This is a genomic window from Sphingobacterium paramultivorum (genome assembly GCF_014109745.1).
Lineage (GTDB): Bacteria > Bacteroidota > Bacteroidia > Sphingobacteriales > Sphingobacteriaceae > Sphingobacterium > Sphingobacterium paramultivorum.
On the sequence record NZ_CP058555.1, the window covers coordinates 640,060 to 663,038 of the forward strand.

A 22,979-nucleotide genomic window follows, 5' to 3' on the forward strand; every position below is an offset into this window, starting at 1 on the left:
AGGTTATGGAGAAACAGAAACAACTGATCTTAAACGGCAAGTTAAGCAGGGTGATGTGGCAGATGTCGTGGCCTGCCGTGATTGCAATGGTCCTGTATGGTCTGAACAATTTTCTGGATGGTATTTTTGTTGGTCATCTGATTAACAATACAGCGTTGGCAGCTGTCGGTGTAACCTATCCTTTAGCCCAATTTGCACAAGGTTTTGGTACTCTGATCGGAACAGGTATGGGGGCGGCAATTAGCATTTGGATAGGTGGGGATCAACAGGAGAAATTACATAGGTCATTTGGTACGGTGCATTTTTTGACGATTATTTTCTCTCTTATAATTACGCTCCCTTGCTATGTATTTGCCGACAAATTGGTCTACATGATGGGCGGAAGAGGTGAGATATTGGCTCTTGGGGTGGATTACTTTCGAGCAACCATATTGGGTAGTTTTTTCTGGATTTATGGTTTGGCCCTCAACATGATTATTCGTGCAGAGGGTCGTATGAAAACTGCGGCCTGGATGATTGCAATAGGGTTGCTTGTTGATGTATTACTTAAACCGGTTTTTATAGAACACTTTGGTTGGGGTGTATCAGGGGCAGCTTGGGCAACCAATATATCGATGATCATCTACACATTTTTAGGTGTATGGTATTACGCCGGGGGAAAGGCTTCGTTCAAAACAAAGTTTTGGTCTTTATCTTGGGATTTATCGATTTTAAAAGAAACTTTTTCGTTAGGAATGCCCGGGTTTGTCATGATGGTCATGATTGTAATCCAGAATATTGTTGTCTTCAACGCATTGGCCAATTACGGAAATGATATGGATATTACGTTTTTTACGGCGGTCAATCGGCTTTATATTTTATTAAATACCCCACTATGGGGGCTTATGCGGGCTTTGCAACCTGTAACGGGGATGAACTATGGTGCTGGGCAGTATACGAGAAGTATCAATTCGTACCGTTTATTTGCCATTACTGGGCTGCTGATTCTGCTTCCGTTCTGGTTGCTGGTGATGCTGCATCCCGTTGCCGTGATATCTATCATGATACCAGGAGCGATTTTTTCAATACAGCAGCTAATGGATTTCAGAATTTACATGAGTGTTTTATTGGTTCTTCCATTTATTTTTATGGCGATGGTGTGGTTTCCCTCCATTGATCATGCCAAGCCTGCGACTTTTATCAGTGTATTGCGGCAGGTTGTATTTTATATTCCTATCTTAATTATTGCGCCAAAATATTTTGGTGTACACAGCATTTATGTAGCGAGCGCGGCGATAGATTGGATTATTTTCATTATAGTCATCTATGCGGTTCGACGAAGCACGCGGAAGCTCAATATGCAGGTTGATGTATAGGAGATTGCAGCGCGAACGATATTAATGTTAAGTTAAGCAATCTTTAAGATTGCATTGTTAATATACTACTCATCTTCTAGTAATATAGGTTTCATTTTTTTGGGCAAAATTCAAAATAATGAAACCTATTAAACTACCTCAATTTAGGAAAACAGCTCAGGTGACCTTAGCTATTGCATTGCTGAATGCGGCACATGTCGATAGCGTATGGGCAAACTTTGCGAATGAAACTACCAAGCTCGAAATTGCCGATCAAGCTATTATTAAAGGGATTGTTAAGGATCAGGACGGCAAACCTATTGACGGCGGCACGATCATCAATGAAACCAGCAAACAGAGTACGCGTACAGAGTTTAATGGTAAATTCAATGTGAAAGGTCAGGTTGGCGACCAAATCCGTGTTTCTTCTTTAGGATATAAAACAGCTACAATAACTGCTACAGATGGGGATCTTGTGGTGGTTTTGGAAAAAGATGATTCAAAGTTGGATGAGGTTGTTGTCACGGCAATTGGTATCAAGCAACAAAAGAAGCAAATTGGTTACGCTACCCAAGAAGTTAAATTAGACGTACTTAAAGAGTCTAAAACAATGAATATTGGTACAGCGCTAACGGGACAAGTATCTGGTCTGATCGTTAATAATCCAACGGGGATTTTTCAGGCACCATCTTTTCAATTGCGTGGTAAGACCCCACTTATTGTCGTAGATGGTATTCCTGTAGAATCTGATTTTTACGACATGTCCAGTCAAAACATAGAGAATATCAATGTGCTGAAAGGAACAGCCGCTTCATCTTTATATGGATCACGCGGTAAAAATGGAGCGATCTTAATTACAACCAAAAGTGCAAAAAGCGATAGGCTGGAGTTTTCGGTTGGAACCAGTAATATGTTTTCTGCAGGATTTACGGTTTTTCCTGAATCGCAGAAGGAGTTCGGAAGTGGATCCAACGGTAAATATGAGTTTTGGGATGGTGCTGATGGGGGGATTTCAGATGGAGATATGACATGGGGTCCCAAATTGAACTCCGGAATAAAGGTTGCACAATGGAACAGTCCGATTCGTGATAAGCAAACTGGTGAAGTGATTCCTTGGTGGGGTGATGTGAGTGGAACCAAGTATAACGATAAGTCACGTTACGAAAGAGTGCCGATTGATTGGGTCGCACATAACAATTTAGAGGATTTCCTTGGAACTGGACTGATTACCGAAAATAATGCGACATTATCGTATCGTTCAGAAAAGGTAAGCATATTTGGAACAGGAAAATATGCCTATCAAAAAGGTCAGGTGCCCAATACAAAGCTTTCTACAGGTGGATTAAATTTGAATACCTCTTACCGTTTTACTCCTGAGGTACAATTAGATCTTAACTTATCCTATAATAAAGTGAAATCTCCAAATTATCCAAGGTATGGATATGGGCCTAAAAATCATATGTATACGATTTTGTTGTGGATGGGAAATGATGTAAATGGACAGGAATTAAAGGATCACCTCTATATTCCGGGACAGGAAGGCTATCGTCAAGCAAACTATAACTATGCTTGGTACAACAACCCTTATTTTGCAGCTAATGAGTTGAACCAAGTATACGATCAAGATATTTTGGCCGGGCAGACTGCTTTAACTTGGCGTATTTCACCTGAATTTACCATCAAAGGTCGTGCTGCAGCAAGACAAAAAAATCTATTCCAGGACATGCAGAGTCCTAAGTCTTACATGAATTATGGCGATTCACGGAATGGGGATTATAAAAACTGGGATAGCAAACAGCTCAATTTTGATGCGGACGTCTTAGCAACTTATATTAAGCAGTTGTCTGATAATTTCGGTGTAACCGTTAATGCGGGATCTTCCACTTTCAAAAGAGATTATCGTGAGCTTTATCAAACTACAGATGGTTTAGTTGTACCATTTGTCTATAACTTAGGCAATACCCAAGGCCCAGTTAAGGCAACAAATACAACAACTGAAAAAATAATCCGAAGTGCTTATGCGTCGGTAAATTTAAATGTGTTTAAGTCGACCTATCTGAATTTTTCAGGAAGAAATGACTGGTCATCCACATTATCAAAGGCAAATCAGTCATTCTTTTATCCATCGGTTTCACTAAGTAGTGTTATCTCCGATTATTTTAAACTGCCAGCGCAAATTGACTTTGTTAAATTGTACAGTTCCTGGGCATCGGTATCTTCTGATCTGGATCCTTATAGCATTGCCGCGACTTATAAAAAAGATGTTACCTATGGTTCGACGCCATCAGTAACATATCCTGCAGGTATTATTAATCCTGATATCCTTCCGCAGCAGTCCATTTCCTTAGAAATTGGTGCTTCTATGGCTTTCTTTAAAAATAGGCTTTCGGCTGATGTGACGTACTATAATGTCGTTGATAAAAATCAGATTATCGATTTGAGTATTTCTCAAGCATCCGCTTTTACGTCGCGTAAAGTAAATGGAAATAAATACCGTACAAAAGGATTGGAGATTTCTTTGACAGGAAATATAATTAAAAATGAACAATTTTCGTGGACGTCTACTGTAAACTGGTCTCGTGCAATTCAGCGTTTGGAAGAAATTTATAATAACCAAGCGAAATACGGTAATCTTAAAAAAGGCGATCGTGCAGACAGCTATTATGGTACTGTTTGGGAAAAATCGGCTGATGGTAAGGTTATCTTGAATCCGAATACGGGTATGCCGACCAAAAATCCATTTCCACAGTATTTAGGTTACTTTCAACCGGACTGGCAATTTGGTTTTGCAAACCAGTTCAAATTTAAGGGATTTCAGGTAAATCTTGATTTCGACGGATCTATTGGCGGCGTGATGAATTCGACAACCATAGAAAAAATGTGGTGGGGTGGAAAGCATCCTTCTTCGGTCTTATATCGTCAGGAACAATATGATGCAGGTAAACCAGTTTTTGTGCCAGATGGGGTGATCGTAACAGGAGGTGAGCTTACCCGCGACGTGAACGGTAATATTACTTCAGATACCCGAACGTATACAAGTAATACAAAAGCTGTTGATTGGCAGGCTTGGAGTCAAAATTATCCTTATCAGGCCAGAGTTACAGAGTCTGAAAGTAAACTGTTTGCCAATGTATTTGATCGATCATTTGTAAAACTACGTAGACTGTCGGTAGGTTATGATGTCAATAAGGTGTTTAAATTAAAACAGCTTACGGCCTTAAATGCATCACTATTTGGCTATAATTTGGCTATGTGGAAGAAAGTACCTTATATCGATCCTGATTTTGGTGTTGGAAACGATGGAAACTTACAAGATCCTTCCACGCGATATATTGGTTTTTCTCTAGATTTTAAGTTTTAATAACGTAGTACGATGAAATTATTTAATAAACATATATTTCTTGGATTATTTTCTCTTTCAATCATGACTTCTTGTCAGAAATTGACTGAAGTAAATGTTAATCCAAATGAAGCGACAACAACCCACCCGCAAGCTTTATTGACGAAGGTAGAATGGGATGCTTTTCGGACCTGGCACGGTACCTCACCACTATATACCTTGAAAATGATTGTGCAAACGGATGGTGAAAATGCGAATCAAATTTATAATTGGCAAAGGGGAAGCTTTGAGCAATATGGTAATCTTCGCAATATTACCAAGATGACCGAAGAAGCTGAACGTATTGGCGCTGAAAGTTATTTGGCATTAGCAAAATTTTTCCGTGCGTATTATTTTTATAATCTTACCTTAACGTTTGGTGATGTCCCTTATTCAGAAGCAGCAAAGGGTGAAAATTCGGCAATTTTTGCGCCGAAATACGATACACAGAAAGACGTTTTGGTGGGTGTATTGAAGGAGCTCGAGGAAGCAAGTATTATTCTGAAGAAGAACAATAACACCATAAATGGGGATATTATTTATGGTGGAAATAATGGCAATTGGAATAAGTTAGTCAATTCATTTCGCCTAAAAGTATTATTGACGCTTTCGAAGAAAACGACTGATCTCCCATTTAATGCAGCAACAGAATTTTCAAAAATATTTACCAATGAGTCTAGAATCACTGATGTTAGTGGTGCTGAAGATGGGCAACTCGTCTTTTTGAATCAAGAGGGTAATCGTTATCCGGAGTTTAACTCTAGCGGTTATGGATCGGGAATGTATATGGATTCAACATTTATCCAACGATTGCAGGACCTGAAAGATCCGCGGTTATTTGCCGTCGCTACACAAACAAGACTGGGTAAAGAAGCGGGTAAAGCGATTAATGACTTTACGGCTTATGAAGGCGGTGATCCGATTGTTCCTTATGCACAGGTGAATGCAAAAGCTGTATTAGGTAAATTATCGAAAGTCCACGAACGATTTTATCAAGATCCCACAGCTGAGCCATTGGTCTTATTGGGCTGTTCGGAGATGCAGTTTATTTTGGCTGAAGCCATTTTGAAAGGTTGGATAACGGGCGATCTCAATGCAACGTATACCAAAGGAGTACAGGCGTCGTTCAAATTTTATGAAAAGTATGCGAAAAATTTAGGAACTTATACAAATGAAGCACAAGCGGCCAAATATCTTGAACAAAATTCGGTAAGTCTTGACGGAGCTAGCTCCAATGAGCAAAAGCTAGAACGTATCTTGATGCAGAAATACCTACGCTCATTTCATCAGGGGGGATACTCGGCTTATTTTGATCATTTGCGCACGGGATATCCGAGTTTCCGTAAATCTGCGAATGTGAAAACAGCCTATCGCTGGATGTATCCTCAAGATGAGTACAATAATAATACTGCGAATGTATCTGATGCGATCAAATCACAATTTGGCGGAAATGACAATATTAATTTACAGACTTGGTGGTTAAAATAATGGATTCAAGGAGGGTATTTTTAAAAAAAGCAGCCATGCTGGCTGGGAGTACAGTCGCTATAAACTGGCTGCCTGAATCAATACAAAAAGCCTTGGCGATTGAAGCTCCAAAAGGATCAACTTTTTTGGATGCCGAACATGTTGTCTTTTTGATGCAGGAAAACAGATCGTTTGACCATTGTTTTGGAACTTTGAAGGGTGTACGTGGCTTTAACGATCCCCGCGCGATGAAATTACCGAATGGTCTACCTGTATGGATACAAGGAAATAAGGAAGGTGCATATTTTGCACCTTTCCATTTAGATATCGTCAATAGTAAATCGACTTGGATGGGGTCGCTTCCGCATGGTTGGCGTGATATGGTTGCTGCTCGTCATGACGGGAAAATGGATAATTGGTTGGAAGCAAAGAGCTCTGGTAATTCAGAATATAAGGCCATGCCTTTAACAATGGGTTATTATAACCGTGCAGATATTCCTTTTTATTATGCTTTTGCAGATGCATTTACGGTTTGTGACCATCATTTTTGTTCTTCACTGACGGGAACGAGCGCTAATCGATCGTATTTTTGGACTGGTACAGTGCGCGAAGAACCCCGAAATCCCGAATCTGTTGCGCATGTAGACAATGGTCAAATCAACTACAAGGATGTCAAATGGAAAACCTATCCTGAACGACTACAAAAAGCAGGGGTCTCGTGGAAAGTTTATCAAAATGAACTAAGTTTACCAGTAGGCTTTAAAGGAGAAGAGGAAGATTGGTTGGCCAATTTTACAGATAACAACCTGGAGTTTCACCAACAATATGGTGTAAGATATCATTTGGCACATTATCAGTGGATGAAAGAACGGGTAAAAGAGCTGCATAAATTTTTGGAAACAAATCCAAAAGAAGAATTGCTGCACAAAGCCAAAGCGGAATTGGAGGATTTGAAAAGAGATGTCATTCATTATACCCCCGAAAATTTTGAAAAGCTATCCCAATTTGAAAAAGATATTCATCGTAATGCTTTTGTGACTAATCTAGCTGATCCCAACTTTCACAAACTTGATAAATTAAGTTATAAAGAAGGTGGAAAGCGGCAGGAAGTTGAGGTGCCAGCCGGAGATGTTTTTTATCAGTTTAGAAAAGATGTTGAAGATCGCCAATTAGCTACAGTGTCTTGGTTAGTGGCACCTTGTCGTTTCTCGGATCATCCGGGCTCACCTTGGTATGGGGCATGGTACGTATCCGAAGTCCTCGATATATTGACCAAAGACCCTGAGGTTTGGAAAAAGACGATTTTCATCTTAACTTATGACGAAAATGATGGATATTTTGACCATATCGCTCCTTTTGTTCCGCCATTGAGCACGAACAAAGATCAGGGTGCCGTGTCAGAAATCGACACTTCGGATGAATATGTTACGCTAGAACAGGAGCGAAAAAGGAGAAATAGTAATAATGTAAGTTTTGAAAGTCCTATTGGTTTGGGCTATCGAGTACCAATGGTGATAGCTTCACCCTGGTCTAAGGGTGGTTGGGTCAATTCCGAAGTTTTCGACCACACCTCCTGTCTTCAATTTTTAGAACATTTTTTGGAGAAGAAAACGGGTAAGGTGGTACGAGAAGAAAACATCAGTCAATGGCGAAGAATGGTCTGTGGCGACTTAACGACTTCTTTTCGTCCTGTAGATAAAATTTCCAAAACAAGGCTTAATCCGGTGGATAGAGATGAGTATGTTGAACGTATATTCTCCGCCAGGAATAAAAAGCTCCCAACAGGTTTTGTGAAAATCGACAGCCAAAAACTGGAGGAAATCAAATCGACAGGTCAGTATCATGCAGCTATGCAGATGCAAGAGCAGGGATGGAAGGATGCCTGTGCTTTACCTTATGAATTGCAGCTAAAAGTACAGCATACACCAACGATGCTTTCCATCAGCTCAACCTTGGAAAGAAGGCTCAATACAGCTAAAGCGGGAGCGGGTCTGCCTTATTATGTTATTTCCTATGTGGCGTATGATGGCCATGCGGCGGGTAAAGTTTGGAATTTTACGGTACGAGAAGGGGATCAATTAGCGTATGAATGGGAACTCGATAAAATTGTAGGAGAGTACATATCATTTGCATTGCATGGCCCTAATGGTTTTTATCGCACGATTGAAGGCGCAAAGTCACATATTCCAGCTATTGATGTATATACGAAAGTAGTCGCTGGAAAGCCTATTCTTTGTGTACAATCAGAGTCGCTAAATTGGGATTTACTTCTTAAAGACTGTTCCTATGATCTTTTCCATGCTAAGACAATGCGCAAGGATGATCCTGCTTTGGTTGAAATCGATTGCAGCAAGAGTGAAGGTTGGTATGATATCGAAATAACGAGTTCAGAAGATCATGCGGTCAAATTCCGCTATGCTGGGCATATAGAGACTGGTAAATCAAGTAAGACGGATCCGTTAATGGGTAAAGTAAAATTATAGCTGAACCAATTAAATACTAGGGACGAAAGCGCTGTTTCACGATCGATGAACACAGCGCTTTTGCTTTTGCAAAATAGAGCAAGATTCTTTTTGTGTGGATTCGGGCAAAAATGGAATTTGTGTCTCTTGAGTCAAAACGTTATTTTTATAGCTTGGATCGTAGTTCATTACAGAGAACTACACATCATGACGAATATGGAGGAGCAAAAAATTATTTTGGTTGAAGATGAACAGGATGTTGCTGATTTGATCGTACAAGGCTTAGGCGAGGATGGCTATAGGGTCATTCATTTGGGGCGTTCGGAAGGTCTGGAACAGCTTTTGGCGAAGCAAGATGTCTCTCTTGTGTTATTGGACATTCTTTTGCCGGGAACTAACGGCCTGGATATTTGTAAGCAGATCAGACAGTGGGGGTATACCGATTTACCTGTTATGATGCTGACTGCACTTGGTACTCCAGAGAATGTGGTGCTCGGACTAGATAATGGTGCCGATGACTATCTTTCCAAGCCCTTTAAGCTGATTGAATTGAAGGCTCGGATACGTTCGTTAATCCGCAGGCAACAGTCTATCGTACAGGCAACACAACGTGAGTTACAGCCCTCGAAAGACACATTTAGTTATGGTTTTCTGAGTATTGATGATTATAAAAAAATAGCCTACTGTGAGGGGCAGGAACTCAATCTGACAAGTACAGAGTATCGTTTACTCTTGTTGTTTATTCAGAGCCCCAAAAAGGTATTTGAGAGAACGGAGCTTTTGGATAAAATATGGGGAATAAATTTCGATATTGGATCAAATGTTGTCGATGTTTATGTGAATTATTTGAGAAAAAAGATTGAAAAAATAACGAGCAAAAAAGCGATCCATACGGTTATTGGTATGGGATATGTTCTAAAAATAGAAGACTGAATATTTAAAAATGCACAATTATAATCGAAAGCTTATTTATCTCATTGCAATTCTGGTCATTTATGTGAGTTGTTTTGTTGGCTTTATTTTTTATTCCGTTACAAATTTCGCTTTTACAGATTTTTATAAACGGCTGGATCTGCGGCGAAATATTGCTGCTGAAAAATTTCTGAATAGTAAATCCGCCTCCCAGGCTGATCAGTGGAGCCTTGATTTTATAGAAAATCTCAATAATCAGCATGAATTTTTGGTAGAATTTGATAGCAATGGTGCTATTTTAAGAAGCCAAGGATTTCATCAAGAACTTTGGGATAAAATCAATAAAAAAGGAAGCTCAAATTTCAAGTCGGGTAATCAATTCTATTCAACTAAATATTTTTCGCAAAATGGTCGAAAGTATATTGTGGGCGCTTCCGCTGAAAATTACTTTTATACACACCATTTGGCCTACCTTCGTAATCTGCTTATTATAAGTCTGATTTTGGGGATTCTCTTTATATTCGTTGTTTCGGTTTTTATGAAACGTTCGTTCTTAAAGCCAATACTAACCATGATGAAAGAGGTGCAAGAGATTGGTTCGGAAAATCTTTATAAACGATTGGATGAGGATAAATACAAAGGTGAGCTTCATGGTCTGGCACTCACATTTAATCGGATGTTGACGCGCTTGGAAACTTCTTTCGAAACACAAAAGAACTTTATCAGCAATGCATCACATGAGCTAAATACACCATTGACATCCATCATAGGACAGGCAGATCTTGCTTTATCCAAAGAGCGAACAACAGCGGAGTACCAACGAACATTATTTAAGATCATTGAGTCGGCAGAACATTTGGAAAAGAAAACAAAAGCACTTTTATTGTTGGCGCGTACAGGTTTTGTTAATAATGCGACAGCTTTTAGCCCCGTTCGTATTGATCAGATCGTGATGGACTCCGAGCTGACTGTTAAGGCCATCAATGATAAATTTAAGATTATCACAGATTTCAGTCTATTACCAGATGATAGTATGCGACTTAAGGTGAATGGAAATGCAATTTTGCTACAGCTTGCGCTATCCAATATTATCAGCAACGCGTGTAAGTATTCATCCGATAGAACCGCTTATATTGCTTTAGGGGCATTGGACGATAAAGTGTTTATTCTAATAAAAGACAAAGGTATAGGAATACCCTCCCGCGAATTGGATCATATCTACGATCCTTATTTTAGAGCGTCCAATACGAGTGGCATTGACGGTTATGGTATTGGACTTCCTTTGGCCAGAAATATTATTAAGTTGCATAGTGGGACATTGAAGGTCAATTCTGTTGTGAGTGAAGGCACCACTGTAGAAATTGAACTACCCACTTACCTTCGATTTTAATGTGGTTTTAATTTCAACTGCATTTCTAATCTCATTTTAATACTGTTGCTCGCTTTCTAATGGAAAGCTAATTTTAGATTCATTCCGTTGCCATATGTGCGTTTTAACTTTGCTAAAAAAAAGCATGGCTAAAACAACGCGTATATTAATACCTAGTGATTTTACAGTTGATTCACTCCATTTTGTGCGTCAAAGTATTGAAGAGTCAATGGCTGATTCTATCGATATTATCCTTGTGTATGGCAATAAAAGCAGCACTTCTGCGAGTGAATTACTCGGAATTGGATTGGAAGATCAACTGGAAACACTTCAATCTGAATCTTTTTTAAAAGCCTGTAGCGGAATCTATCAGCGCTATAAAAACCGTAAGCTCAGTATTTTTGCAGATATTTTGGGTACCGATAACAGTCATTATTTGCAGCATTACCTCAAAGGACAGTCTGTAAATGAGGTCATAATACCACGTGATTATACCTATAAAAAGAAAACACGCAATTTTTTTAATGTCGCTAGTGCACTCCGTAAAGTCGAGAGTCAAATTCCTTCTACAATTTCATTTAAGGAACAACCAAGTATTAGAAACAGAGAAATCGGACTAATAGAATGATCGATCGGAGTTTTTACTGTTGTTTTTAGCTGAGATTCATCATTTCTAACTTATCTTCTATCTATTTTTATGGGGCATATACAAGGCGGACCATCACCTTTGCAACGGTTGGCCAGCTTATTACATACTGAACGAAAAACGATCAATTATATATTTATTTATGCCATCGTCATCGGTATCTTTAGTTTGACTATTCCGATAGGGATAACAGCTATCTTTAATTTTTTAAGCAATGGAGCGATGTATAGCTCTACCTATATCTTAATTGCTTTTGTATTATTTGGCGTGATTGTGGGCGGGGTATTATTGATCGGACAATTGACCTTAGTCGAGTATTTAGAGCAGAAAATCTTTCTAAAATCGGCGGTTGAATTTTCTTATCGCCTGCCGAGAATTAAACCTAAAGAGTTACTTGGAAAAAATCTTGTGGAGTTGGTTAACCGATTTTTTGATGTTATCATTATTCAAAAGGGAATTATCAAACTTTTGATCGATATCATCGCCGCAGTGGTGACAATTTTCTTTAGCGTGGTCTTATTGTCATTTTATCATCCTGTATTTCTGGCCTTTGGCCTTATTGTCATTTTTTCTGTTATTACGATACTTGTTTTATACTATAAAAGAGGGTTGAAAACAAGTATTGAAGAGTCTGAATACAAATATGAGACGGTAGCCTATTTGGAAGCTGTTGCCGGACAAATTGACCATTATCGTGCTGATGAGATGAAAATGAACGAAGTGACAAAGACAACAGATTATATTGTCAGTAAGTATTTAGGGGCGAGAAACGATCATTTTAAGGTTTTAAAGCGCTTTTTTATTGGTTCTGTCCTACTTCGCACCCTGTTGTTTGGAGCGATGCTCTTGCTTGGATCTTATTTTGTTGTTGAGCGGCAAATGACTTTTGGTCAATTTGTTGCTGCTGAAGTTGTCATCGTTCAAATTGGTTATGCCATTGAAAAACTGATGACAAATTTGAATACGATTTTTGATATGCTTACTGGAGTTGTCAAATTGGCGGCTGTAACGGATCTTGCGTTGGAGGAGGACGCTGCGGTTTATGTTGATTAATAAGGATCGTTCGAGTCAGAAAACGCTCTCATGGAGAGATCTTTCCGATGATGCAGTTGGCAAGTTATTGAAAGAGCGGGGATCCCTCGTCTTGGGGCGAATTCTTGTGTTTTCTGGGATTGCTTTTGTACTAGCACTTTTTCTCCCATGGAGGCAGACAATTCCTGGAGTAGGAGCGGTTACCGCTTTACGTCCACAGGACAGACCGCAGACCATCCAAAATCAGATTGGTGGTCGCATTGAGTATTGGGCGGTTACCGAAGGGCAGGAAGTGAAGAAAGGTGATACGATTTTAGTGCTTTCGGAGACTTCTCAATCTTATTTTGATCCCATGTTACCATTGCGATTAGAAGAGCAATTGAATGCCAAACAAAGCGGAGAAGATGCTGCTAATCAAAAAATGAAAGCCACTGAAGCACAGATTGAAGCATTGAAAAATGGGCTTGATTTCCAGCTTGCGTCAGCTAAAAATAAGGTGATTCAAGCTCAAAATCTGGTAAAAATAGATAGCGCAGAATTGGTCGCTGTCATGAGCTTTTTTGAGACCAGCGAAAAGCGGCTTAAACGGTACGAAGAGGGCTATCGTGACGGTTTATTTTCCTTAACAGATATTGAAACAAGGCGCTTAAATCTGCAAAATGATCGAGCTAAAGTTGTAAGTGCAGATAACAAGTTGTCGAATTCAAGACAATCATTAACGAATGCCAGTATCGAATTAAACAATATCCGTGCAAAGTACAATGAATCATTGGCGAAAGCGCAGTCCGATTTAAGTTCCGCCTTTTCCTCCAAAGCCTCAGTACAAGGGGATATCGCCAAACTGAGAAATGAGATATCCAATATTGATGTACGACGTGGGTTATATGTCGTGAGGGCGCCACAAGATGGTTTTATTGTAAAAACCTTTAAGGCAGGAATTGGTGAAAATATGAAGGAAGGAGAGTCCGTTGCGACATTACAGCCTAAGAAACCACTGCTTGCCGTAGAGCTTTATGTAAACGCAATGGATGTTCCACTGATTGAGCCGGAAAGTGATGTAAGGCTACAATTTGATGGCTGGCCATCGATCCAATTTTCCGGATGGCCGTCTGTCGCGGTCGGTACCTTTGCTGGAAAAGTTTCAGTCATCGATAAAGTGAGTAGTACGAATGGCCGATTTAGGATTTTGATACGCGCAACAGATCCTGTTCCGGAAGGAGATGAGCCCTGGCCTGTTCAGTTAAATCAAGGCTCAGGTGCTTATGGAAGGGTTATTTTAAATAAAGTCCCATTATGGTATGAGATATGGCGACAGTTGAATGGCTTTCCGCCGAGTTTGGAAAGAGAACCAAAAGAAAGGGAGAAAAAGTAATTGTTATATGAATAAATTGAATTTTATTTTTATCGTGTTTTGCTTTTTTTTCTCTCCTTATCTTTCGGCTCAGGAAAAGGAGTATGGAGCAACGAATACTTTTACCGTGGATGACATGGAAGAGCTTTTAATGGCCAATCATCCCATCGTTAAACAAGTGAATCTGCTGAGTGAAACTGCAAAAGCCCAGGTAACACAGGCGTTAGGAAAGTTTGATCCGACGCTAAATTCCAGTTTTAAAAATAAGCATTTTGGCAAGACGGATTATTACAATCAGTGGAATAGTGAGTTGAAAATTCCACTTTGGTTAGCTGGCGCAGATCTGAAAATTGCTTATGATCGAAATGTTGGTGATTATACAAACCCGCAATCCCGAACAAATAATGCAGGGCTTTCCGCAATCGGTTTAAGTATTCCATTGGGGCAAGGTTTAATTGTCGATAGCAGAAGAAATACGTTGCAGCAGGCAAAGGCTATGATCAGCTACCTAGAAGGCGAAAAGATAAAACAAATAAATGCCATTTGGTTTCAGGCACTTTCAGATTACTGGAATTGGTATTTTGCCTATCAACAGTATCAGCTTTTATTGGAGGGTGTAAAATTGGCTGATCAACGGTTTAAAGCAATCAGTGAGCAGACGACGCTGGGAGATAAACCTGTAATTGATTCCATCGAAGCTTCGGTCGTTGTAAAAGAACGGCGGATAGAACTTTCAAAGTATGAGGTTGAACTTAAAAACGCGAAAATTGTATTGTCCAATCATCTGTGGAATGATCAACAATTTCCAGTAGAACTTCCCGATCATGCCATACCGCATAAGCTCGAAGATCCTGTTATTTTGCCAGATAATAGTGTGATCGAGGCGCTACTTGATTCGGCAAAAATTGCTCATCCCGAAATGATAAAGTTGGCGAGTAAAAATCAACAACTTCTATTTGAAGAACGTTATCGAAAAGAAATGCTTAAACCTAAATTTAATGTGTCGGGCGCGCTCATTTCTAGCCGTTACGGTTTTAATGACTTTGTACCACCGCAGTATGATTTTAATTGGCATAATTATAAAGTAGGTTTTGAATTTGCATTTCCACTTTTTATTCGCGCCGAACGTGGGAAGCTTAAAGAGGTCCGGATTAAGCAAGATCAGCTACGATTTGAACAGCTTGCGACCGAGAGAAATATTTACAATGAAGTCGTTAAAAAATATAATGATTTAAATGCTTACAGTAAACAGATTGAACTTCAATCGATCAATATAAGTAATCAGGAACTGCTTCTTCGGGGGGAATTAAATAAGTTTGAACTGGGTGAATCAACCTTGTTTGTTGTTAATAGTAGGGAAAACAAGCTGATCGAAATGCGTATCAAGCAAGAGAAGCTTGTTACGGACTACAGAAAGGCACTAGCGGAATTATATTACAAAGCTGGAACTAAATTTTAATCCCATTTTAATCTGCATCTTTTTTTTAATCTCATTTTAATATAAGTCTTAAAATTCTAATAGAAAGTTAATTCCAGATTCATTCGGTTGCCATGACGACCTGTTAATTTTGTATAAAAATAATTGGATATGGCAAAGGCAATACGTGTATTGATTCCAAGTGATTTTACGATTGATTCGCTTTTTTTTGTGATTCATAGTATAGAGCGATCGACAGCCGAAGAACTTGATATCATTCTTGTCTATGGTAATAAGAGCAGTACATCGATCAGCGAACTATTGGGAATCACATTGGATGACCAACTCAGTAATCTTCAATCGGAGGACTTTTTGAAGGCCTGCCAGATGATCTGTCATCGTTATGAAAATCGTAAGCTAAATATCTATACAGATATCATCGGCTCTGACAATCTCAATTATTTACAACATTATTTGCGCGGAGCTCGGATTGATGAAGTCAAAGTTCCCACAGATTATGAATTTGAAAAAAGAACACGGCATTTTTTCGACGTCGGACAGGCTTTGCTTGACTTGAGTAAAAGTAAACAGAAGAATGTCTCGATTGTAGCAAGACCTGGGACAAACAAAACAGGAGGAAATGTCTTGGCGGATTTATTTTTTAACAAGAAATGGGATGTTAATTATTAAGAGAAAAATATTGGCGAGGTTCAACTTCGTCTTGTTGTCATTTTTGCTTTTAGGAGCTAGTTCAATGGTTATGTTTTATGAAAACCCCGAGCGGCTTTTAGAAGGGGAGTGGGAAGAGCAAGGTTGGTACTTTGAGAAAGTGGAGAAGTCTCCAACGTTCAAAAAACAGGCGGTTATCCATGAGGGAATAAAAGATGCTGCAATCGCTCACCTTCCACCCTTGCAGGATGGATTATGGCATTTTGAAAAAATGGGTGACAAAAATTTTATTGCCCATCACGAGGACAAACAATACAATTGGTTTTTGAAGGGACGAGGCCATATCCTTGAGCTTCGGAAAAATGATGAGCTTATAGAGAGCTTTGTCATACAAAAATTAAATAAAAACCAATTGATACTGCATCTTAACTTGGATATGCAGACGAAAGGAATTGCACGAATTGTGCTGAAAAAAGGAGGAAAGGAAAAGTATGCTGAGAAAATATAGCAATCATAGAACGATTCAAGATAATATCAAATTAGGGGGAATAACTGCATTCTCTGCGGGAATGGTCAATGTCGCATCTGTCATTGTCTTTTTCTCGTTTACATCCAATGTAACAGGTTATTATGCTGTTTTTGCGCAAGAGATTGCGAAAGGAAATTGGTATCAAGGTGCAGTAGTGCTATTTTGGATTTTACTTTTTCTAGTAGGGAGTATGCTTTCGAATCTTATCATCATTCATGGTAAAGGACGTTTTAGCTCCTATCTGACACATTCCATTCCCTTGGCATTGGAAATACTGAGTATATTATTTGTCGGAATATATCTTGATGTATTTTATGAAGATTCTTTGAAAGAAACAGAGATACTTGTCGGTGCATTGCTGTTTGCAATGGGATTACAAAATGGTTTAACAGCGAGCATATCCAATTCTGTTGTGAAAACGACACATTTGACAGGACTAACGACAGATTTGGCAATATTGATTTCGATGTTCACGAAGGAGTCCAACCGAAGCAATAAGGCGTTGGTCGACAAATTCCATTTACTGCTGAGTATCGTGGGAGCCTATGTCATGGGAGGGCTTGTGAGCGGTATTTCATTCACCTATTTATCGAATAAGACATTTTACGTGGTTTGTTTTGTTCTTTTAATCATTGGTTTGTACGACCACTACAAATTGTATCTGTTGAAAAAGCAATTTGTGAATCGTCATCGTCAGCCAGTGGCAGCTTAGTTGACCGAGAAAGTTCTTGGTTAACTAAGCAAAAGGGCAAAGAGTTTAATCGCATTTCAAAAAATGCGATTTTTTTTGTCCAAAAAATGCTTATCTTCAACCTCGGTTATCACGCTCTACCAAAGCGCATGAAAGACTACTTAATCAATTTAAAACCGTATCATGATCAAATTCTTTTCCATCCGGCCTTTTTGGGCACTCTCTCTAATTTCTCTGTCAGTATCACCCCTCTGTGTAAAACAGGTGTGTGCGCAAGAATTGCATAGCCAAAGATCAGTACATGATCAAAATAAAAGCCAACAGAATCTTTTACGGGCGATCCAATTGATTGATCGGTCAATGGAAGTCTATTTTTCTGGTGAAGATTTCAAAATGCATCGTTTTTATAATCCATTTACGCAGGTTCGATCCGAAGAAAAAGCGAGTGTATGGATGTACTCTGCTTCCATAGAAGCTGTAAATGCTGTGTTGAGCGGCTTGAAAAAGCAACAAAAGGCAGGTAATACCGAGCTTTACGGAAAGTATTATTCCCGCTATGTGGATTTATTGGCTAAGCTTCATGCAAATGCAGCTTATTATTTAGGGACATTTACGCTAACATCTTTTACACAACATAAAGAATGGACGGTGTATGCTGTCGATCGCGTCCGAGAAAAAGGAAAAGCAAATGTAACGGGAGTTTTGAATGTCTATGATGATCAGATGTGGTTGGTACGGGAATTATTGGAAGCCTATCACTTGACTGGGCAAGAACGTTATTTGCAAGAAGCTGAATACCTTACTGCTTATGTTCTTGATGGTTGGGATTGTACTTTGGATGAGAAAGGGAAAGAGCATGGCGGAATTCCTTGGGGTCCAGGATATGTAACTAAGCATGCCTGTAGCAATGCACCGATTATTAGTCCGCTTGTTGCATTGTATGAAATCTATAAAAAGAAAGGAGACCAAATCGTTGCGCATTCCATTGATCAGAAAGATAAATTAACCCGTATTTCTAAAAAAGAGAAGAAGAGCGATTTTTATCTCCGTTATGCTAAAAGGATTTATGACTGGCAAAAGGTGTATCTTCTTAATGAAAAAGGTGTTTATGCGGATATGATGGGTGATTGCTTTCCAGATTGTTCGATAGCTTATGAAACGGTCAATGGTGTACAATATCGAAAAAATACTGAGCTCAGAAAAGCGGTTGGAACAGCATTTTCCTATAATAGTGGCACGATGATTTCCGGAGCAGCAGACTTATATCGTGTTACGAAAGCAAAAAGCTATTTAGAAGATGGCAAGAAACTGGCCGATGCGACTTTTACTTATTTTGGAAAGTTAGGGCAGCAGATTCCTGAGCACTATACCTATGCGACAGATGGTTTTAATAATTGGTTTAACGGCGTGTTGTTAAGAGGGTATACCACTATATCTCCGAATTACAGCAAGGCTGGAATGTATGCAAAATCTTTTCAGGATAACTTGGATTATGGCTATACCCACTTCTTGAAAGATGGATTTCTGCCGAATGACTTGCTTGGAGGCTGGGCAAATGACAAAGGTAAGAATGATTTGGAAGGAATGTTCATGTTCACTTATGCAGCACAGTATGCAACACTTGCGCAAGTTGAACCAACAAAATAGGTGCACGCGTGGACGGACACCTATTTTTATTCAGATATGATTATTTGCTTGTTCAAGATTTAGATAAAGCAGTTTGAGCGTCCTGAAATTCGGTAGGACTTTGGCCAAACTGCTTTTGAAAATTACGTGAGAAATGAGTTGCCGAACTATAGCCCAATAAATTAGAAATTTCGTAAACTTTATATTGTTTTTGAATAAGCAGTTCTGCTGCTTTTCTGAGCCGAGTTAAATTAATCAGTTCATTGGGTGATAGGCTGGATACCACATTGATTTTGCGATAGAGTGTAGGTCTGCTCATACAGAGAATATCGGCCATTCTATCGACATTAAACTGGGGATCATCGAGATGTTGCATAATGATTTCTTCAATCCTCAGCAAGAACTCTTGTTCACTTTGATTTTGCCCGATCTGTTGGATTTGCGACATCGGATTTTTAATGAAAAATTCCTTGACCTTAACTCTATTCTTTAATAAACTCGCTATTTGTGCTCTTAAAAAAGCGGGCGAAAAAGGTTTTTCAATGTAAGCGTCGGCACCAAATTCTAAACCCTGAATTTTTGATTCAATACTATTTTTTGCCGTCAAAAGTATAACTGGAATATGTGCATAAGCGATATCTTCCTTAATTTTTTGACAGAGCTCAAAACCATCCATTTCTGGCATCATTACATCACTTACGATCAGATCGAAATATTCAGAGGCTAATAAATCTAGGGCTTCTCTTCCATTAGAACTCGTTGTTATCTGATAATCTTCATTGAGATCATCCGCAATAAATTCAAGCAGTTCGGTATGATCATCTACTAATAATAAATTGGATTTGGCATTCATAATTATGGGTTTGTATTGTGGTTCAAAGGTAACGTCAAGCTAAATACGTTCAATTGGAGGTCGTTTGTACTATATAACAAGGTACCTTGGTGTTTTAAGGTTAGGGATCTTGTCAATGCCAAGCCTAGACCACTTCCAGGAACATTCTTATTTTGCTTTAAACGATTGAATGGTTCAAAAATTCTTTCCCTTTCTTCTGAAGGAATTAAAGCTCCGTCGTTTTTCACGGTCAATATAAAGATATTTTTCTGTTTATCCATATTCAAATTCACTTCAATATAGGATGAGGAATATTTAAGCGCATTATTCAATAAGTTGTAACAAATCTTGTCGAAAGCGTCGATATCGACCTGACCTATAATATCTGGCATAATGTGCGACACAATCTGCTTTCCCTGCGCCTGGAGTGTGACCGTAAAATTGTTGATGATTTCCTGAACCGTTTGGCTTATGTTTTCTGACTCAAAGTGTAATTTGAATCCTTCCGTTTCGACCTGCCTAAAATCCAGTAATTGGTTACTAAGCGCAATCAACTTCTCCGTATTGTTCTGCATGGTCAATAACAGCTTGTCTGTTACAGGATTGTGATCTACCTTATCCATAAGCTTCTCTAAGGGGGCTTTGATCAATGTCAACGGTGTGCGTATTTCATGGGCAACATCGGTGTAAAAATTGATTTTTGAGCGGTAGAGTTCTTGCTCACGTAGATTTTGTACGGTTAGAAGGTGTTGTCGATTGCGTTGTTTGATCTTTTCATTGAAATGATGAATAACAAATACAATGAGCCCCACAAGGATTAGTGCGTAGCAAACAAAAGCCGGTATACTTGCCCATATAGGAGGAAGAATCGTGATTTTAAGACTAGCAAAGGTGGGTATTGTGTTACCATTTGGATCCTCCGCTTTTACGGTAAAAACATAGTTCCCAGGCGCAAGTTTGGTGAAGTAAGCACGTTGGTTGCTTGTAATGTCTATCCAACTGTCGTCAAGGCCGTCCATTTTATAACTATAATGAATTGAATGGGGGGCTTGATAGTGTAATGCCGCGAAATCGAGACTGAAGGATGATTCGTCGTGTTTCAGTTTGATTTTATCCGTGAACAGAATTGATTTGGACAGAATATTTGCATCGGTATATTGATTGATCGCTCTATTGTTGATGTAAAAATTAGTAATGTAAATTGGAATTTGATTTTTATAGTTGATCTGGTTCAGCTTTTCGGGGTTGAAACGTATAAGTCCATTGATGGTACCGAAATAGAAGTTCCCATTGTCGTCATCAAAAGATGAATTGTAATTGAACTGAATCGTCGGTAGGCCTGACTCCAAGTTGAAGATCCGTTTTCTGCCATTGGGCAGATGATAGCGCACCAGCCCTTTAGAGGTACTTACCCAGAGATTCTGTTGTTTGTCTTCTAAAAATGCGAGCGTTACGTTACTGGGCATTCCTTCTTCTAGGCCAATGTTTTCAAAACTGTCCTGATTTGATTTCTTCTTAGCCATTCCACCTTCAGTGGCGATCCAAATTTGATTTTTTGAATCCTCAAATAGACTATTGACCCTATTGTTAGGCAAGGAATTGGGATCGTTCTGGCTATGGGTAAAATGCTTGAAATACTTTGTTGTAGGATTATAGCAAAATAACCCATCGCGCCATGTACCTACCCAGATATTCCCCTCTTTATCTTCCAAAATAGTCGTGTAAAACATGTATTCAGGGACATTATTAATGAGGTGAAAAGACTTTTTTTCAAAGTTAAACCGGTACAAGCCACGAGTTGAAGCAGCTATAATGTCTCCTTTTCGAGTTTTATAGAGATAAAATAGAAAATTGCTTTGTAGATCAGAAGGGTTTGTATTGTTATTGCGATCGATGTGATAAATGACTTTTTGAAGCTTTGGCGAAAATATGTCCAGACCATTGACGAAGGTACCGATCAGCAGTTTATCTCCAATGGGAAGAACGCCATGGATATTATTGTTTGCTAGATTCCCCCGCTTATCGGAAAAGTTCTGGATATTACCAGAATTAGGGTCCAGTTTAGATAGGCCTCCGTTTTCGGTGCCTATCCATATATTCTGGTCGATATCTTTTTTTATAATGCGTACAACAGAGCCTTTTAGGCTCCCGGGGCGATCTTGTGGGAGGAATTTTTCGATTATACTATTGTTCTTATGATAATAGTTGATCCCACCAAAATAGGTTCCCAGCCAAATACCCTCATCCTTGTCCTGTAGGATGTTATAAATGGCATTGTCAGATATACCCCAAGGGTTTTCTTGTTCTTTCTGAATGTTGATGTAACGTCGGCTAGCAATTTGATAAATGAAGAGGCCAGACTCCGTTGCAAACCAATATTCATGATCATTTGGCTGTATAATATCTCTGACATAGAGAAATTGATGTAGTTGATCTGGACCAAGTATGGACTTGAGGGATTTATCTTGAAAGTGATAGCTATAAACACCAGTTTTTGAAGTACCAATCAATAAATCTCCGTCGCGGTTTTCCATTATTTTCTCAATACTAAACCAATCCTTAGCACCATATTTTGCTTGAAAGTCAAGCATAAGTACGGGTTTTCCGGAAGCACCTATTTGGAAGATTTTGCCTTCAGGAGTTCCAAAAAATACAGCTCCATTTTTTGTGCAGCTGATGGACGTAATATAGAGATCTGATTTTGTAAATTGTTGAATTGCATGACTAACTAAATCATGGCAATAGAGCATTCCATTTGATATAAACCAGATCCTTTTGCGTTGATCGGTAATAATAACGGGGACGTCCGCATTTTCAAATTGTTTGCTCAGCAGTCTAAATTGTTCATCGACGGGGTTGTAACAATAGATTCCCTGATCTGTACCAATCCAAATTCTCTTTCGAAAATCTTCTTTCAATGAGATGATATTATTGCCCCCCAGGCTATTTTTTCCAGATTTTGACGCATCAAAATGTTTGAAATTATTACCATCAAAACGATTTAATCCATCTTTTGTACCGAACCAAAGAAAACCCTGACTATCTTGCATGCTACAAATGACAGCATTGTTAGACAATCCTTCATTGATTTGATAATGATTGAAATAATAGGGCTGCGCATAGAGCAACGAGGGAAGCAACAGAAAAAATAGAAGACGTAAAGGCTTTAGGTTGATCATGATCATTTGGTTATTGATACAAAATAGTGCTAAAATGAAACAATTTAATCTTAAAATTTCTGAAAAAATTAAGACTTTAGCTTA

At 38.9% G+C, this 22,979-nt stretch carries 16 protein-coding genes; 14 read left to right on the plus strand and 2 right to left on the minus strand.

The window, feature by feature from the left end; all coding sequences use genetic code 11:
* Positions 1-5: 5 nt before the first annotated feature.
* From HS960_RS02410 to HS960_RS02475, 14 genes are all read left to right on the plus strand, one after another.
* Positions 6-1,355: an MATE family efflux transporter gene (locus tag HS960_RS02410; protein WP_182331173.1), complete on the plus strand. Its 1,350-nt coding sequence runs from the start codon at positions 6-8 to the stop codon at positions 1,353-1,355.
* A gap of 118 nt (positions 1,356-1,473) precedes the next feature.
* Entirely contained in the window at positions 1,474-4,695 is a 3,222-nt protein-coding gene (locus HS960_RS02415) for a SusC/RagA family TonB-linked outer membrane protein (RefSeq protein ID WP_182331174.1), read from the plus strand.
* Positions 4,696-4,707: 12 nt separating this feature from the next.
* Positions 4,708-6,201, plus strand: coding sequence for a SusD/RagB family nutrient-binding outer membrane lipoprotein (locus HS960_RS02420; protein ID WP_182331175.1), 1,494 nt, complete (start codon positions 4,708-4,710; stop codon positions 6,199-6,201).
* Positions 6,201-8,663: a phosphocholine-specific phospholipase C gene (locus HS960_RS02425; protein ID WP_202883741.1), complete on the plus strand. Its 2,463-nt coding sequence runs from the start codon at positions 6,201-6,203 to the stop codon at positions 8,661-8,663. Before HS960_RS02420 ends, HS960_RS02425 begins: the two co-directional genes overlap by 1 nt.
* A gap of 195 nt (positions 8,664-8,858) precedes the next feature.
* On the plus strand, positions 8,859-9,575 hold the full coding sequence (locus tag HS960_RS02430; RefSeq protein WP_075994892.1) for a response regulator transcription factor: 717 nt from the start codon (positions 8,859-8,861) through the stop codon (positions 9,573-9,575).
* A gap of 10 nt (positions 9,576-9,585) precedes the next feature.
* A complete protein-coding gene (locus HS960_RS02435; protein ID WP_182331176.1) occupies positions 9,586-10,944 on the plus strand; it encodes a HAMP domain-containing sensor histidine kinase in 1,359 nt (452 codons plus the stop codon).
* 124 nt (positions 10,945-11,068) lie between these two features.
* Complete coding sequence (locus HS960_RS02440) at positions 11,069-11,551, plus strand: hypothetical protein (RefSeq protein WP_153845788.1); 483 nt, start codon at positions 11,069-11,071, stop codon at positions 11,549-11,551.
* Between the two features lie 69 nt (positions 11,552-11,620).
* Positions 11,621-12,622, plus strand: a complete 1,002-nt coding sequence (locus HS960_RS02445; protein ID WP_153845789.1) for an ABC transporter transmembrane domain-containing protein — start codon at positions 11,621-11,623, stop codon at positions 12,620-12,622.
* Positions 12,612-13,973, plus strand: coding sequence for an HlyD family secretion protein (locus HS960_RS02450; protein WP_182331177.1), 1,362 nt, complete (start codon positions 12,612-12,614; stop codon positions 13,971-13,973). Before HS960_RS02445 ends, HS960_RS02450 begins: the two co-directional genes overlap by 11 nt.
* A 7-nt stretch (positions 13,974-13,980) precedes the next feature.
* Entirely contained in the window at positions 13,981-15,411 is a 1,431-nt protein-coding gene (locus HS960_RS02455; RefSeq protein ID WP_159727710.1) for a TolC family protein, read from the plus strand.
* Positions 15,412-15,540: 129 nt separating this feature from the next.
* Positions 15,541-16,059, plus strand: coding sequence for a hypothetical protein (locus tag HS960_RS02460; protein WP_159727709.1), 519 nt, complete (start codon positions 15,541-15,543; stop codon positions 16,057-16,059).
* Positions 16,046-16,546 (plus strand): hypothetical protein, encoded by a 501-nt coding sequence (locus HS960_RS02465; RefSeq protein WP_070567934.1) that lies wholly within the window; start codon positions 16,046-16,048, stop codon positions 16,544-16,546. Before HS960_RS02460 ends, HS960_RS02465 begins: the two co-directional genes overlap by 14 nt.
* Entirely contained in the window at positions 16,530-17,279 is a 750-nt protein-coding gene (locus HS960_RS02470) for a YoaK family protein (RefSeq protein ID WP_075993467.1), read from the plus strand. The genes HS960_RS02465 and HS960_RS02470 overlap by 17 nt, the downstream gene beginning before the upstream one ends.
* 162 nt (positions 17,280-17,441) lie before the next feature.
* A complete protein-coding gene (locus tag HS960_RS02475) occupies positions 17,442-18,905 on the plus strand; it encodes a glycoside hydrolase family 76 protein (RefSeq protein ID WP_182331178.1) in 1,464 nt (487 codons plus the stop codon).
* A gap of 52 nt (positions 18,906-18,957) precedes the next feature.
* On the opposite strand, the gene HS960_RS02480 is transcribed toward HS960_RS02475, so the two are convergent.
* Together HS960_RS02480 and HS960_RS02485 are read right to left on the minus strand one after the other, a co-directional pair.
* Positions 18,958-19,737: a response regulator transcription factor gene (locus tag HS960_RS02480; RefSeq protein ID WP_159727703.1), complete on the minus strand. Its 780-nt coding sequence runs from the start codon at positions 19,735-19,737 to the stop codon at positions 18,958-18,960.
* 2 nt (positions 19,738-19,739) lie between these two features.
* Entirely contained in the window at positions 19,740-22,895 is a 3,156-nt protein-coding gene (locus tag HS960_RS02485; RefSeq protein ID WP_182331179.1) for a sensor histidine kinase, read from the minus strand.
* Positions 22,896-22,979 lie beyond the last annotated feature (84 nt).